The 15,202-nt window shown below is 65.7% G+C and carries 12 protein-coding genes; 6 read left to right on the forward strand and 6 right to left on the reverse strand.

Going from position 1 to position 15,202, the window contains the following annotated elements:
* Positions 1–123: 123 nt before the first annotated feature.
* Positions 124–720: a hypothetical protein gene (locus JJL56_RS02035; RefSeq protein ID WP_200484002.1), complete on the reverse strand. Its 597-nt coding sequence runs from the start codon at positions 718–720 to the stop codon at positions 124–126.
* A 221-nt stretch (positions 721–941) separates the two neighbouring features.
* On the opposite strand from JJL56_RS02035, the gene JJL56_RS02040 reads away from it, so the two are divergent.
* Genes JJL56_RS02040 through qatD form a run of 4 tightly spaced genes read left to right on the forward strand, consistent with a single transcriptional unit; the run spans position 942 to position 5,609 of the window.
* Positions 942–2,750, forward strand: a complete 1,809-nt coding sequence (locus JJL56_RS02040; protein ID WP_200484003.1) for a KAP family P-loop NTPase fold protein — start codon at positions 942–944, stop codon at positions 2,748–2,750.
* Complete coding sequence (locus tag JJL56_RS02045) at positions 2,750–3,517, forward strand: hypothetical protein (protein ID WP_200484004.1); 768 nt, start codon at positions 2,750–2,752, stop codon at positions 3,515–3,517. The genes JJL56_RS02040 and JJL56_RS02045 overlap by 1 nt, the downstream gene beginning before the upstream one ends.
* Positions 3,514–4,845: a Qat anti-phage system QueC-like protein QatC gene (gene qatC, locus JJL56_RS33880; RefSeq protein WP_200484005.1), complete on the forward strand. Its 1,332-nt coding sequence runs from the start codon at positions 3,514–3,516 to the stop codon at positions 4,843–4,845. Before JJL56_RS02045 ends, qatC begins: the two co-directional genes overlap by 4 nt.
* Positions 4,842–5,609, forward strand: a complete 768-nt coding sequence (gene qatD / locus JJL56_RS02055) for a Qat anti-phage system TatD family nuclease QatD (RefSeq protein ID WP_200484006.1) — start codon at positions 4,842–4,844, stop codon at positions 5,607–5,609. The genes qatC and qatD overlap by 4 nt, the downstream gene beginning before the upstream one ends.
* Positions 5,610–6,020: 411 nt before the next feature.
* Here qatD and JJL56_RS02060 read toward each other — a convergent pair whose 3' ends face one another.
* The gene (locus JJL56_RS02060) at positions 6,021–6,167 is read right to left on the reverse strand and encodes a hypothetical protein (protein WP_200484007.1); all 147 of its coding nucleotides are present in this window, start codon (positions 6,165–6,167) and stop codon (positions 6,021–6,023) included.
* A gap of 134 nt (positions 6,168–6,301) precedes the next feature.
* Between JJL56_RS02060 and JJL56_RS02065 the strand changes: the two genes are divergently transcribed.
* Entirely contained in the window at positions 6,302–6,958 is a 657-nt protein-coding gene (locus JJL56_RS02065; protein WP_200484008.1) for a hypothetical protein, read from the forward strand.
* A 310-nt stretch (positions 6,959–7,268) separates the two neighbouring features.
* Here the strand turns inward: JJL56_RS02065 and JJL56_RS02070 are convergent, their stop codons facing one another.
* Positions 7,269–9,506, reverse strand: coding sequence for a hypothetical protein (locus JJL56_RS02070; protein WP_200484009.1), 2,238 nt, complete (start codon positions 9,504–9,506; stop codon positions 7,269–7,271).
* A gap of 252 nt (positions 9,507–9,758) precedes the next feature.
* Here JJL56_RS02070 and JJL56_RS02075 point away from each other — a divergent pair, with 252 nt between their 5' ends.
* Positions 9,759–10,778 carry a hypothetical protein gene (locus JJL56_RS02075; RefSeq protein ID WP_200484010.1) on the forward strand — a complete coding sequence of 340 codons (1,020 nt, stop codon included), beginning with the start codon at positions 9,759–9,761 and terminating at the stop codon, positions 10,776–10,778.
* Here the strand turns inward: JJL56_RS02075 and JJL56_RS02080 are convergent.
* The 3 genes from JJL56_RS02080 to JJL56_RS02090 all read right to left on the reverse strand — a co-directional run bounded on the left by JJL56_RS02080 (position 10,692) and on the right by JJL56_RS02090 (position 15,201).
* Positions 10,692–12,431 carry an MFS transporter gene (locus tag JJL56_RS02080; RefSeq protein WP_200484011.1) on the reverse strand — a complete coding sequence of 580 codons (1,740 nt, stop codon included), beginning with the start codon at positions 12,429–12,431 and terminating at the stop codon, positions 10,692–10,694. The genes JJL56_RS02075 and JJL56_RS02080 overlap by 87 nt on opposite strands.
* Entirely contained in the window at positions 12,428–13,864 is a 1,437-nt protein-coding gene (locus JJL56_RS02085; RefSeq protein WP_200484012.1) for an FAD-dependent oxidoreductase, read from the reverse strand. The genes JJL56_RS02080 and JJL56_RS02085 overlap by 4 nt, the downstream gene beginning before the upstream one ends.
* A gap of 260 nt (positions 13,865–14,124) precedes the next feature.
* The gene (locus tag JJL56_RS02090) at positions 14,125–15,201 is read right to left on the reverse strand and encodes an ArsO family NAD(P)H-dependent flavin-containing monooxygenase (protein WP_200484013.1); all 1,077 of its coding nucleotides are present in this window, start codon (positions 15,199–15,201) and stop codon (positions 14,125–14,127) included.
* Between the last annotated feature and the right edge of the window lies 1 nt (position 15,202).

Here is a 15,202-nt window from a genome sequence, read left to right on the forward strand (position 1 = left end):
TGCTCACGCAGGAATTGCAGAAGTCTCCACCTCTAGCCAAGCGAGACATTTGGCGCAATCCCTGCGTGTTCCCGAACCGAGGGTCATCGAGCAACTGCCGGTCACATCGTGACCGTATGCTCTCTAGGGAACAATCCACGCCATCAGCGCGAACTGGCCCCCATTCCCGATGGGGAAGGACAACGGAGGGAGCTTCTCGACCGCGCCGAACTCGATCCCGTCGATCCATTCCGTCCAAGTCGGGTCCGTCAGGACGTCCTGGGCCACGGAGCAGCAGTATACCACTACCATCTTCAGGACGTCGTCGCGGGCAATGCGACGCAGCTTCTCGGCGTCCCAGGCGATTTTGGCGCGCCACTTGTCCTGGGTGTTCCTGTGAACGATGGCACACTCGACAAAGGCGGGCACGCCGTCCAACAGCCGGACGGCAAAGAGGTCAAGGCGCTCCCTGCTGATCGGCCCCTCCCAGTCGTCGTCGGTCAGACCGGCGTAGGCTGCCTCGGTAACCGCCACCATCTCTCCCAGGCGGTTGCAAGCCCGCATAAATCGTGCGTTCAGCCAGTCCTCAAAGGATGCTCCAAGGGCCACACGGCGCTCCAACTCTGCCTTGTTGGTCTCGAAATGGCCGATGGCATTCCGCAGCAACTCCTCAGCCAAACCGCGTTTCTGGTCCGGCTTCATTTCCGCGTCCTGTGTTTCAGGAAAAGTGGTTTCAGTCATTGGTGTCTCTCGAGTCCTCTTCGCAAGCCCTGGGGCGCAAGCACGTAGCCGCCGCCTGTTAAGATTGTTTTTCATGCATCATGGTAACGGTAAGGGCGATCTTGTAAGATCAGTTGTCCTCACCGTGTGGTAGTTGTCACTTTAAATCGACTTTAGGTTAGCTTTCGCCTATCTTTCGCGTCCCGGCCGCCCGCTTGGGCGGAAAGGCCAGCGAGGGGGCGATGTGGGCTGACGTCGACACGAAACAGGACTTCCTGAACTTCTCCGAGGTCGCAGACTTGGTGGTGGACGTAGTCGGCTCCCCGGCCATGCGGCCGGTGTCGGTCGGCGTGTTCGGCACCTGGGGCACCGGCAAGTCCACGCTGCTGAACCTGATTGAGGGCGGCCTGTCCACCGAGGAGAGGAAGGGCAAGTTCATCGTCGTCCGCTTCGACGCTTGGCTCTACCAAGGGTTCGACGACTCCCGCGCGGCGTTGATGGAGGTCATCGCAACGATGCTCCTTGAGGCGGCCAACGACAATGAGGGTCTCCTCAAGAAGGCCAAGAGCCTGCTCGGCCGCGTGAACAAGATGCGAGCCCTCGGTCTGGCCGCGGAGGTCGGCGCCCTCGCCATGGGCGTTCCGACGATGGGCTGGCTGAACAAGGCATTCGGGGCAGTCGGCGACGTCATCTCCGGTGACGGCGATGCGGAGGACCTCGATGCAGTGCGGGAGGCCGGAAAGACGGCCAAGGAGCGCGGCAAGGGGCTGCTGGATCCCGAGAAGCAGAGAACACCACCCAAGGAGATCGCCGCCTTCCGCAACGAGTTCGAGGAGGTGCTCCGCGGCCTTGGGAGGACCCTGGTGGTCTTCGTCGACAACTTGGACCGCTGCCTGCCGCCGCAGACCATCCACACATTGGAGGCGCTGCGCCTGTTCCTGTTCATGGACCACACGGCCTTCGTCGTCGCGGCCGACGAGGACATGGTCCGGCACTCAGTCTCCAAGTTCTTCAACGATCCCGGTGACCGGCACGTCACCGACTACCTCGATAAGCTCATCCAGGTGCCGGTGCGCGTCCCGGCCGTCGGCGTGCAGGAGATCCGCGCATATTTGTTCATGCTATTCGCGTCGGCCGACCCCAGCGTGCCTGCCAAGCAGATGGAGGCCCTGCGCGCACGGCTCGAGGAGAACCTACGGCGGGCGTGGGAGCAGGAGCCGATCAGCACCGAGGACGCGCTCGCCGTGCTCGGGATAACCTCGACTGACCTCGCGCGCGGCTTCGGCATCGCTGACCGTATGGCCCCTATGCTGGTTAACTCTGACGAAGTCCGCGGCAATCCACGCATCGTCAAGCGTATGCTGAACGTGGTGCGGATGCGCGCGAAGGTTGCTGAGCGCCGCAAGATGCCGGTCGACGAGGCGCTCGTCGCCAAGCTGGCACTGTTCGAGCGCTGCACCGACTCCACCGCCGCGACATACCTGTACAGGGAGATCAACGCCGCCCCCGACGGCAAGCCCGAGGTGCTGGCGAAGCTGGCGCAGCACCTCGACGACGAACGGGCGTTCGACGACGCCTGCCCGAAGGAGTGGAAACCGAACGCGAAAATCCTGAGCTTCGTCCGCGAGTGGCTGGCGCTCGACCCGCCCCTGGCGGGCGTTAACCTGCGGCCGCTCGTCTACCTGAGCCGCGAGACCATCCCGCTGCGCAGCCTGAAGGGCGGCCTCTCGGAAGCCGCCGCGGAGGGAATGAGGGTGCTGCTCCGCACCAACAAGATGGCCTCAAAGTCGGCGGTCACCGCCGCCAACGCCATCCCCGAGTCCGAGCGCGCCGCCGTGATGAAGGCAATGATCGAGACTTTCCGCCCTCACGGAGACTGGCTCAACTCTCCCACAGGGTTCCATGGGGCTCTCATCTTGGCAGATCGGTCGGCCGAGGCTGCCGTGGACCTTGCCGCATTCATCAACCTCACCAACCCGCAGGGACCGCCGCCCTGGCTCGGCCAATACGTTCGCGAGAAGTCGTGGTTCAAGGCCGGGGAGGCGAAGTGATGGGAACGTCGTCATCGAGCAGCGGGCCGGGGAGCAAGTCGCCCCTAGTGCCACCCTGGGCCGACAGCGAGCCGAATACGCCGCTTCCCGAGTCGGAAGGGCAGCGATTCCGGGAGTTCCGAACCCACCTGGGCAAGTTCGTTTCTGGCGGCGGCACCGACGGCGAGCGCCTTCGGACGGCGTTGGGCAGCTACGCCGGGAAGGCCACCGGCGGCGGGACCGTCGGCTCCCGGCGGTTTGGTGCGATGGCCAGCGCCGGTGGCGCCCTGTTCGATGCGATGGCCGCGCTCCGGGACGGCCAGGATCCGGGCATTCCTGGCGTCGACCTCGGTACGCTGGAAGGGCGCCCAACCCAGGTTGCCATCGATTTGCTGGTGAATGCGCTGGTTCCGCCCAACGGCGATGGCGATCGCATCAGGGTGGCGTTAAACGACGCCCTGTCCGAAGCCCTGGAAGGACAGGCAGATTTCGACTTCAACAACATTACCGACGACATCATCGCGGACATGATGATCGCCTACCTGGCTGAGTGCATCTACGAGCAGGTTGTCCTGGACTCCAACGATGCCTTCGCGAAGGCGACGGATCCCGCGCAGTACGATAGGGCCGAGAAGGCGATGCGGGGCCTCATCCGTGCTGCCGCCGACAAGCACATGGCGCCACTGCTCACCGGTAATGTCCGCACACTGAACGGCCGAATGGTGCGGGACGCCCAGTTGCGCGCCATCAAGGACATCTGGGCCGAATGGGAGGCGTACGAGAAGTGACCAACCTCATCTTCCACCACGACGCCCCGCGCCTTCCGCTGGTTACCCCTGGCGTCATCCCGGTCCTTATGTACGGGGCCGGGCCGCCACGCCGCCGGACCGGCTCCATCGGAGGCGCAGTTCGTTCGGCCGTGCGTCGCCTCGGCGTCCGCGTCCCGGAACGCGCTCATGACCTGCTGACGGTTGCCATGGCGGTGACCGCCGCCGATACCTTCGCCAACCGCGAAACGGTCGAGGGCCAGAGAGAGGCCGCCGACGGCTGGACCCGCGACCTCCGCCTTCGGATCCCGCTCGAGAACCCAGCTCCCTGGCAACCGCTGCGGCCGCTTCTTGAGGAAGCGCTCCATTTCCTGAGTGGCGACCTCTGGACGCTGGAATTCCTACCCGACGGTCCGCTGCGCCCGGTCCCGCTACGCCGCGGCGCCCGCACCAAACTCCATGGCCACGACAGCGTCTGCCTGTTCTCCGGCGGCCTCGACAGCGCCGTCGGCGCCCTCGACCTACTCGCCGCCGGGCGCAGGCCGATCCTGGTCAGCCACTCCTACCGAGGGGACGCTGAGAAGCAGGAGTGGATCTGGGGCCGCCTGCCCACCAAGGTCTCCCGCTTCGCCGCGAACGCGCATCCGGTGTCCGACCTCGGCCACCTGAACGATGTCCAGATGCGGACGCGCAGCTTTAATTTCCTTGCCTATGGAGCGTTGGTCGCCGCCACGCTTGCCCAGCAGGGCTTGGTGCAGGAGCCTATTGGCCTCATCGTGCCGGAGAATGGCTTCATTGCGCTGAACCCGCCGCTAACAGCCCGGCGCATCGGTGCGCTGAGCACCCGTACCACGCACCCCCACTTTCTTGACTTGGTACAGCGTCTCCTTGATGAGCTCGGTCTGCCGGTGCGAATCTCCAACCCCTACGCTTTGAGCACAAAGGGCGAGATGCTCCGGTGCTGCGCCAACCAGGCGACGTTGGCGGCGATCGCTCACGAGACGGTCTCCTGCGGCAAGTGGAAGCGGACGGGCAAGCAGTGCGGCAAGTGCGTCCCCTGTCTTATTCGACGCGCTTCCTTCCATGCGGCCGGAATGCAGGACCCGACGCCCTATGAACCGTACAATCAGGATCTCGCGGCCGTGTTGCCCCGTGAAGAGGCGGCTGACGACTTGATGGCGCTGGTACTGGCCGCCAAGCGGCTTCCCACGACCGACATTGGTCGTTGGGTGGGCCGCACCGGCCCATTGCCGACGGACTTGGACAAGCGGGGGCTGCTGCTGGACGTCGCCCACCGCGGCATGGCAGAGGTGAGAGCCTACCTGAGCAGCATCGGCCTGATCACGTGAGCACGCCCACCGTCGACCTACACTGCCACCTCGACCTTTACCCAGACCCCGCGGGCGCTGCCCGCCGCTGCGCGGAGTCCGGGGCCTACATCCTGTCGGTGACGACGACGCCCAAGGCGTGGCGTGGAACGGTCGCGCTTGCCAAGGGCCATGATCGCATCCGCACGGCGCTCGGCCTGCATCCGCAGCTCGCCCACGAACGCATTGGGGAGTTGCCTCTGTTCGAGGCCCTGCTGCCTGAAACTCGGTATGTGGGCGAGATTGGTTTGGACGGCAGTCCAGAGTGCAAGCCGCACTGGCGGGAGCAGATCAGCGTCCTCGACCACGTCCTGGCCGCCTCGGCCCGAGCAGGCGGGCGCATCCTTTCCATCCACAGCCGCCGCGCCGCCACTGAGGTCCTGAACGTGCTGGACCGCCACCCGGACGCCGGTGTTCCCGTGCTGCACTGGTTCTCCGGCAGCAAGTCTGAACTCCAGCGCGCCATCGCCATGGGCTGCTGGTTCTCGGTCGGCCCGGCAATGGTGACGGGCAAGTGCGGGCGCGACCTGCTTGCGGCCATGCCGCGGGACCGCGTGCTGACCGAAACGGACGGCCCGTTCGCCACGGTCGGCGGCAAGCCGCTCGGCCCCGGTGAGGTCGGGCCTGCCTGCGAGGCACTGGGGGCGTGCTGGGGCATCAGGGCCGAGGCGGCGGCGGCCGAGGTTCTGTCGGCATTCCGCAGGCTGGTGTTGTCGGCCGTCGGCGGATCGGCTCCGACTGCATGAGCAAGTTGAGGGGCGGAGGCGAAAGGCAGAATGCATCGATCCCATCAGCCGCGTGAAACCTGAATGGCTTGACAGTGGGCGATGATGCTCGGCAAGGACACGCTTCTCGCGAGGCTCCATGCGCTCCTTCATGCGGCCGATCACCTGGAGATCACCGTCGCCTGGACGACACTGTCACTGGCCTTGAAGGCCGTTCTGGAGTATGCGGAGCGCTCGAAGCGCAACCGGGCGATGCCGAGGAACGGATCATATGACCGATGCAGGTGGCGCTGCTCGATGCCTTCGTGTTTATGTACGATAGCAGGGCTCCCTAGAGTCGCTGCCTCTACGCGCCAACGGCATCAAGCGGTCACGTTGAATGGCACCTAGAACTCGGTGGGTACAGACAGGAAGGGGCGCTTGGTGGGCGGCTTAGGCGGTCAGTTTGGCGAAGAAGGCGGTCATGTTGACCGATGCCGGGCCGCGGTTGAGCAAGAAAGACCGAAGCCCCAGCCGCTCATGTAGTTCGGAGCTACATTCGCCGATCGCTTGGTCGAACAGGGCATCGGGGATCAGCATGAAGGTGCATTTCTAGTAAGATGGGTCAGGCGGGATTTTCTGTAAACCGGGCTGTGCAAAATGTTGTGTTGCTGCTTCTGACGGGATAATTCCCCCAAGTTTATGGGTGATTTCTTGGAGAGAAAGGGTGAGGCATGCCTTTGGAAAGCGAATTCTATCGCCAATATCTGGAACGTCTGACGCAACTTGTTTACCAAGAGCTTGTGGCTAAGGTTGCTGTGTTCGACTATTTCACGAAGCATGCCTATGGATACGGTGATGAACCAAGCGACGTTGAGCCTCTGATATGGTTCTTTCAGTCCGGTCTTTACTACGATGTCACCTTTTCTCTATTTCGTCTGGTCGACCAAAATAATAGCGATAGGAATGTTTACCATTTCCTTAACTATACAGAACAGAACGTGAAGAAGATCGCGTGGAAAAAGCCGCTTCCGGCTGGTGAGATAAAAAGGCTTAGAGACAGTATGTTATCCGTATCACCGGAAGTAAATTGTCTAATTAAGAGGAGAAACAAATTCTTCGGGCACTACGACAAGGAATTTTTCTATGAACCGGATAAAATAGAAGATGAATATCCATTCACCAACCAAGATGCCGTCGCAATTGTCCGTGTTTTGCAAGGAGTGGTTGCTTCGTGTCATGAGGCATTCTTTGGCTCGAGACCAATGAGCGTGGAAGGGTTCTATTATGCTCATGCCGAAGGCTTTTACGAGGCCCTGCGCGCAAAGCATCTTGGGCGCTCTCAGACGGAGACGAGTGATGGCAGCATCACAAACGATGGATCGGACTGAACGGATGGTGTCGTCCGTGGATGAGCAAATGTGCGGCTGAGGCCATTCCTGACCAATTACACTCCTACTGGCGTGTTTGGCTCGTCCCACTTGGGCCGCGACATCAAGCTGGGTCGGCAATGGTCTGCTCGGCACCATCATCATACCCTCGACCATTTTAGCGGCGATCCAGGTTCTCCTCGGATACCCGTTCACCGCGCCCGATCCGCTCTACGTTCCGTGCAACGCTCACTCTCTGATTCCCTTTGTCGGCGCTTTCGCTGGGGCAACGCTTGCGGTTGGTTCGGGGCAACCCGGCTGCCAAAGGGCACTACGCCGCAGCGGGTGGTCCGTGCAGCCGCCATCGGTCACTGTCGGCCGCACTCACCCTATCTGGCCAACTGGGCGCATGAGGCCTATCCTCGGGTACATCATACCCATGATGCACGGACGACCTCCGGCCGGATTTCAGGGCAACGCGAGATGCCGAAAGCCGTTCTGCCGGGACCCACCACGTCGAAGAGTCCCATGGGATGGCGTTCTCTGCGTCCCAAACGAGCCCCGCCTCCTCGGCCGCCCTCTTCTCAGCGGCGAACTCGCGTTCGGCGACCGTGATCTCGTCCGTCGGCGGGCAGAAAGCGTCTCCTCCCGGCTTCCCGCAGCCCTCCCGCTGTCCCTCTTTAGAATCCACGGTCGCGAGCAGTCTCACGGGATCTGCCGCCACCTCCATGGCACGTTCTGCCGCGCGCTGGCGAAACCACGTCGCCCTGCTGACACCCGCCGCCAGCCATGGCTTGATTGCCTCGGCGGTCTGGGCATGACGCTCTTCGGCCGTTGGCCGTCCCGCTGCCCGGCGGCGCCGGTCGCTACGTACGGCTTCGGTGGTCAGAGCCTCAAGCTCGAGAACGATCATCTCCTCCTCGGTGACGTCCAGGAGGTCGATGATTGTGGATTTCCCGAAGTCGTACCGGGGGTCCTGTCCCCGCCCCCTGTAGGTGGTCGCCAGCCCTTCGGCTGCCATCAGCGCACGCTCGATGATCGCACGGTCGGCACCCGCGGTGACCCACTCGGCCGCAAACCAGTCCGGCGCCATAAGGCGCTGGGCGAATTCGGCGATGGCCGCGCGCAGACCTCCCGGCGTCTCGGTGTAGGACAGCAGCGAGGCGACGACAGTCAGCACGGGATCGCGCAGTCCTTCGGGAACGCCGTCGCCCCACTCAGGGATTGTCGCCCTACGGTGGCTGACGATCCGTTCGATGTCGCGCAGAGCACGGAACCGGAAGAGTTCGCGGTTGCGGGCTACACTGCGCTGTGTGCCGTCACCATAGGCCTGCTGAAGCTCGCGCTCGCGACGGCTCCGGCGCTCATCTCCCAGCGACACCACGACCGCGGTCGGCGCGCTGCTTGGTGCGCTGGGCGGCGTACTGCCTGCCAGCCGACCCGACCGGAGGGAAGCCGGGAAGGGAATCGCCGCAGGCTGCGTCGTGGCCTGCTTCGCCGCCCGCGCGGTCCGCCGGGCTTCCCGGCGAGCCTGTTTCTCTTCCTCGGTCAGCGCACGGGCAGCCGCGGAAAGCGGCATCGGCAGCTCATCGAGCAGAGCGCCGACATCCACTTGGTCGTTGCCCTCGGCTGTCAGGCCGAAGCGCGCCGCGTTCGGGAAAGGGTCGGCGAGGCGGTGGTCGTCGAAGCGGGGGCGAACCGTGTAGATCGGCTGGTTGTAGATCGCCGTCCTCGGATCGACCGGCTTCGCACCGGCGGCCACCGGCGCACCGCGCTGGGCAAGCTCGGCGACGACATGGGCGTTGATCCGCTTCAGCAGCGCGGCCCGCTCGGACTCCGTCAAGGGACGGTCGAGCCAGAAGCGCAGGTGAGCCGACAGCGTCGGGGGCACCTGATCGGCGGGAAGCGGGCGGTCCTGATCGTCACGCAGCGCCAGAGTGGACGACCACTGCCAGGAGCACCGTGCCTTCCGAAGCTCCGGCGGCAGCAGGCCGCGCAGGTAGGCGAGGGCGTCGGCCGGGTTGCGACGGGGATCGACGCCGGACAGGTTGGCAACCTTGTCCAGGTCGAGGACCAGCCAACGGCGCCCGGCATCCTGGAGGCCCCGAGGCCTGCCGCGCTCGATGACGTTGCTGCCCCGTTTGACGGCCTTCCGCCCGGTCTTGCGGCGGGTGATCGAGCGGGGATCGGCCTTCTCGAACACATCGCCCGCGACGACGAAGCCCGGGCCATCCAGCGCCTCGGCGACCCGCACGAAGGCCGCGTGCAGGCTGTCGAGATTGCCCACGGCCAGCAGCAGGGGGCGGAAAAACACCGCGCTGCCATAGGGCTGCACGGCGACGGCGCCGCGTTCGTTCAGCGTGATCGTCTTGCCGGGGAAGTAGCGCTCAGCGGTCGGCCGCAGGACCAGCACGTCATTGGTCCATTCGGCGGGATCACAGATCGCGATGCGCTCGACGGCGCGGCGGGGGTGCTTGACCGCTTCGGCGGCGACCGTTTCAACAATGTCAACACTGGGTGTGGAAGGTATCCGGCGGTGCTTGATTGGGGTTTCAAGCCGCCGGGCCAACTACGCTACCGCCAAGTGCGGCGGTAGCCCTTGATCATACGCGAAAAGCGCGTCATGCTGGGTCTACCTACGAGTGAAAGACGCCGCGCGAGCCCCTGCCAGGGCGATGACCGCGGCGTTTTTCATTGTACACGCGAGATCCCTGGGTGCGTCAAGGCTGACGCAATCCCCGAACGCCGCCCGTTCCGATCACGTCCCTTGCATGGCCTGCACTGACATTGAAGGCAGGCCGGTCGCACGGGAGCTTGGACGATGACGCAGGGCAATGATCAGCACCAGCAGGCGCACGTCGACCAGGACGCCGTCCGCCGCGCCCGCAGCTGGAAGTATCTGGTCCGCGATGCCGGGCTCCTGCTGACCGCGGTAGGCGCCGTCGCGCTGGCAGCCGGACCCGCCACAGCCACCCTCGTCCTGCTTCCGGCGGCGCTGGTCGCTGAAGAGGTCCATGGCGCGCTGGCCGGTTGCCGCGAACGGAAGCTGCGCCGCGAACTCCAGGGCCAGCACGGCCTTTCGTCGCCCCCGACGCTGAAGGAGCAGCTGAGCGGCCTGCTCGGTAAAGTCGGCCGGACCATCGCCGGGCGTGCCAGGGCGGATCTGGACGCTGGGGCCTGGGGCTCGAAGGCGATGACGGTCGCTTATGAGGTCGATCCGGACGGCGTCCGGCCGGTGTCTTCCGAGTACGCCACAAAGATGCGGGAAGAGGGCCAGGACTTTAGCCAGGTCTCGGTCGGTCGGCACGGCGCTACCGTCCTTCACTACGCCGGTGGCGTGCTGACGTCGCGTAGCATCGCGCCCGCGGTGATGAGGTTCAACGAGCAAAACGAACTGGTTGGGGCGGTCTGGTTTGATAATGGGCGGCCTCGCCGCTCGGTCGGGCTGTCCGGGGAGCTGCGGGTTGGGTTCAATCCCGATGTTCTGGCCGCCCGGATCGCCGAGACATCGAGCCGCCGCGGTCCAGACTTCCCGCTGACCACAGAGCAGCGGGAGGTGAACATCGACACGGTGGCCTGGGAGTCCGCTCAGCTGGCGATGTCGCTCGGCCGGGTCTCCGGGCCGAATGCTGCACCGGCCCGGCGGTGCGCGGCGTTGCTTGCAGACATCGCCAGTCATGCCCGCGGTCTTCATGCGACCGGTACTGACAAGCTGCGGTTCGACGTCGGCTACCCGTCTTTGTCCGAACGCGACCTAACAAGCCTCCGTGACCAGGTCAGAGGCGCGCACCGGGTGTCTACGGACTTTCGGCGTTATGAGGAGGGTAGGGCCTTGCGATAGGATTTCCGCGGGCCATCCATAATGCATTGGGCAGAGATTCCACCAAACCGAGGCAAGATTACCGAACAGATTCCCGTCTGCATGGACTGTAGGGACGTCCACATCGGCCTCGCCAGGGAGGCCGATGTGGACGTTCACCTGCTGCGTCCCGACGAGCTTCGGTCCCTTCTCATCGTGCGCCGATATCAGCGTCACAAGGTCGGTATCAACTCGAGGCCGATCGGGTGGTGGAGCATGTTCGGGCAAGGTTGAGCCCGCAGGACGTTGCAGACGATGACGGGTTTGGCTGTGACGGCTTTGTGGCGGTGTGAACCGTGGGTTGGCCCTCGCCCGGCTACGTGCTTCGGATGAGCGGGCTTGACGGGATCGGTGGCGTCGGCCCGTAGTGCAGCAACCCGCGGGCCCGGCGGAAGTCGCCCAGGGCCTTGGCCCATTCGAACGAAACCCCGAGCAGGACCAAGGCGGTCTCCCGCAGGCACTCGGGGGTGAAGAAGGCGTCCTTGCCGCCGTCGACGACCTGGACGAACTCAAGGATGTCGCCGTGGCAGATGTTGTTGCGCAGGCGCACGACCTCGACGTCGACCCGATTCGGCTTTTTGCTCGCCAACCGGTCGAAGGCATCTCCGGCACGGCCATCCCGCGGACGATGGTCATGATCCCGTTCGCCGCCCCGTACAGAGCTGCGAACAGGTAGACCATCAGCAGGTTGGAGCCGGAAATGAACAGCAGCACCGCGGCCAGCGGAAGCCCGGCGACGATTACGGAGCCAAGACGGCGGATGGGCAGGCGCCCGGCCAAGGCCGACACCGCGATGCGCCCGGCCACCTGCGCCGGTCCAATGACGGCGATGGCGCCGACAACCGCGGCCGCCTCGAACCCCCGCTCCATGAGCAGCGGGTATAGGTGGTAGCTGAGCGCCGAGAAGACGCCGGTGTGGACAGCGAAGGACACCAACAGCAGCCAGAACGCGGGCTTGGCCGCCACCCAGCGGACGGGGTTCCCCGCCGGTGAATGGGCCGTCGGGACGGCTTTGCCCCTCGGTGGGTCGAGCAGCCGTTCCGCCAGGATGACCGTCACCAACACCGCGATCGCGAAATTGCCTATCCCCAGCGCGACCAGTGTCCCCCGCCAGCCGACGGCGTCGAGCAGCAGCTGGGCCACGGGCACCAGCACCGTGCTGGCGAAGCCGCCCCAGAGCGTCAGCGCGGTCATCGCCCGGCGCGCGTCGGCGCCGGACAGGCGAGCGACCACCGCAAACGCCGCGTCGTAGAGTGTCATGGCTTGGACCAAGCCGAGCAGCAGGAACACCGGGTAGAGCTGCCAGGCAGCCTGTACCTGCGACCACGCCAGGAAGCCGAGGCCCGCCAGAAGCGACCCCAGTCCCATCACCCGACGACCACGGCCGCGGTCGATCAGCACGCCGACTGGGTACGCGGAGAGCGCGGCGACGACCAGGGCCATCGAGGCCAGCAGGTAGACATCGGTCTTGACCAAGCCGAACGCCTGCATGGTCGGCTCCGCCAGCAGAGGGAAGCTGTAGACCAGCGTCCCCCAGGAGACGATCTGCGCAACACCAAGCCCCGCGATGAGGCTGTGGCGCAGCGGGCCAGGGGCCGGGACGGCAACCGTCCCGGCCGATACCGTCGCTGTCATGCGCCCCTCGGGCCGCAGCAACCCTCCATGGCGGGCTCCTTGGCCGCGGCGGCGGGCGTCTCCGCGCAGCCACAGCCCACGCCGTCCGTCGCCTTCACCCGCGCGTCCGTCACGCAGCAGGCGTCCACCTCGGCCGGAGCTGAGCCCCCGCAGCAGCCACCAGCCGCTTCCTTCGAGGGCCCTGCACTGAGGTCAGTGCTGCACACGCCGGTCTCGGGGAGATCCAGTTGCACGTCATGGGCCGCCTCGACGTCGCCCGCCAGGAAGGCGGCGATCGAGCGCACCTGTTCGTAGCCGGTCGCCATCAGGAACGTCGGGGCGCGGCCGTAGCTTTTCATGCCGACCACGTAGAAGCCCGGTTCCGGGTGGGAGAGTTCGCGCACGCCGTGCGGCCGCACCGTGCCGCAGCTGTGCAGGTTCGGGTCGATGAGCGGCCCGAGGGCTTCGGTGCACTCCAGCCACGGGTCCAGCTTCAGGCGCAGCTCGCGAAGCGGCGTCAGGTCCGGCCTCAGGCCGGTCGCGGCGACGACCTCGTCGACTCCCTTGATGCGCTGACCATCGCTGCTCTCAAGAGCCAGCTTGCCGTTCACCGTGGCGACCTTCGCCACCCGGAAGCCGGTCACCAGCTCCACGGCGCCGCTGGCCTGAAGGTTCTTGAGGGCCGTGCCCAAGGCGCCGCGCGCCGCCAGCGCGTCGGCGTCGCCGCCCCCGTACACCCGCCGCAGGTCGGTGCCGCGGACGGCCCAGACCACCTCGGTGCCGGGCTCCTGCCCGGCCAGGCGGGCGAGGTCCAGCAGGGCGTTCGCCGCCGAGTGCCCGGACCCGACCACCACCGTCCGACGCCCCGCGTAGCGGCCGCGCAGGCCCCCGAGGACATCGGGAATGCCGTAGTGGATGCGGTCGGCGTGGTCCTTCTCGCCGATGGCTGGAAGGCCGTTGGCGCCCATGGGGTTGGGCGTGGACCAGGTGCCGGAGGCGTCCAGGACTGCGCTGGCCAGGATCTCGCCCTCGCCTGCGGGTGTCTCAACGCGGATCACGAAGGGCGAGGCCTCGCGGCCGCCGGTCTTCACCTTGTCCATGTGCTGGCGGCTGATCGCCATGACACGGTGGTTGAACCGGAGATGGGAGGCCACCTCAGGCAGGGCCGCCAGAGGCTGGAGATAGCGGTCAACGATCTCCCCGCCGGTCGGAATGTCGTCGAGGTCCGGCGCGACCCAACCCGACCGCTCGAGCAGGGCGCGGGCCTCCTTGTCGATGTTGTAGCGCCACGGCGAGAAGACCCGGACGTGCCCCCAATCCCGCACGTTGGCGGCCACCGCAGGTGCCGCTTCCAGCACCAGCGGCGTCAGGCCACGGGCCAGGAGATGAGCGGCGGCGGCCAAGCCAACCGGCCCGGCTCCGATTACGACGACTGGAAGCGTGGTGCTCGTCATCAGGTTTCTCCCATGAGGTTGCCGAGGCGAGGCGCTCTTCTGATACCGTATTCCGGCAAATACCGTAATTGCAGGGCGCAGAGGGTTCCGAACGCGAGCCTGCGGTGCTGGCTGCACCGTCGACGCCGTCCGGCGCGGTCGCCATCCTTATTTCGATGACTATTGGAATAACGAGGGGCGGTTCACCCGTCAACTGTTATTTTTATATTCCTAGAAATACGGAATAGGGTGGGCCTGTCAGCCCTGCGACGGTCCGGATCTCAGCCCGCTCCCTCGCTGGCCGCGCTGAGTTCGTCGGCGATGTGTCGCGCCGTCTCGCGGGCGCTGCGGCCCACCCCAATCAACGTCGCCGACGCCGGTCCGGTCCAGCCGCCATAGCCGACGAACCAGAGCCGTGGTCCGCGGATTGAGCGGGTGCCGTCGAGCTCGACCGTGCCATTAGGGCAGATGATGCCGAGGGCGGCGACGTGGTCGAGTGCCGGGCGGAAGCCGGTGCACCAGATGACGGCGTCGACCGCGGATTCGGTTCCGTCGGGCCAGACGACGCCGGTTTCCGTGAAGCGGATGAAGGGCTGGATGGCGTGCAACACGCCGCGGGACCGGGCGTCCTTTACAGACGGCACCATGATGATGTCGCCGAGACCGCCGGTCGGCATCTCCGGTTCTCGGCCTTCCTGGAGCGCCTTGATGCGCGCGGTGGCCCGGTGGAACAGCACACGGCCATCGACGTCGTCCGGCAGGAACACCGGCGGCCGCTCGGTTACCCAGGTGGTCTCCGCGACCTTGGACACCTCGGCCAGGATCTGCGCACCGGAGTTTCCGCCGCCCACGATCAGGACCCGCTGGCCCACGAAGGGCTCCGGCGTCGCGTAGACGCCGGAATGGATCTGAACGCCACGGAACGCCTCCCGGCCTGGATAAGTCGGGATGTAGGGATGCCGCCACGTCCCGGTGGCACTGACGCCCATGCGGGCAGTCCAGTCACCTTGGTCCGTGATGACCCGCAAGAGATCGCCGTCTGCGTGCTCGACCGACCGCACCATGACCGGCCGGTGAATCGGCAGGTCGTAGCGGGCCTCGTAGCGGGTGAGGTACTCAAGGATGTCGTCGCGGCCCGGATAGGCGGTCTCGCCACCGCCCAGCAGCCAGCCCGGCAGCGACGACCACGCGGCGGGCGAGAACAGCCGCAGCGAACGCCAAGCGTGCCGCCAAGCGCCGCCCGGCTCGCTCTCAGCGTCCAGGATGACGAAGGACAGCCCGGTCCGCCGGAGATGATAGCCGATGGCGAGCCCCGCCTGCCCGCCGCCGATGACGACAACGTCCACATGGTCCGCCATG

The sequence above is a fragment of the Azospirillum aestuarii genome (assembly GCF_016632405.1).
Lineage (GTDB): Bacteria > Pseudomonadota > Alphaproteobacteria > Azospirillales > Azospirillaceae > Azospirillum > Azospirillum aestuarii.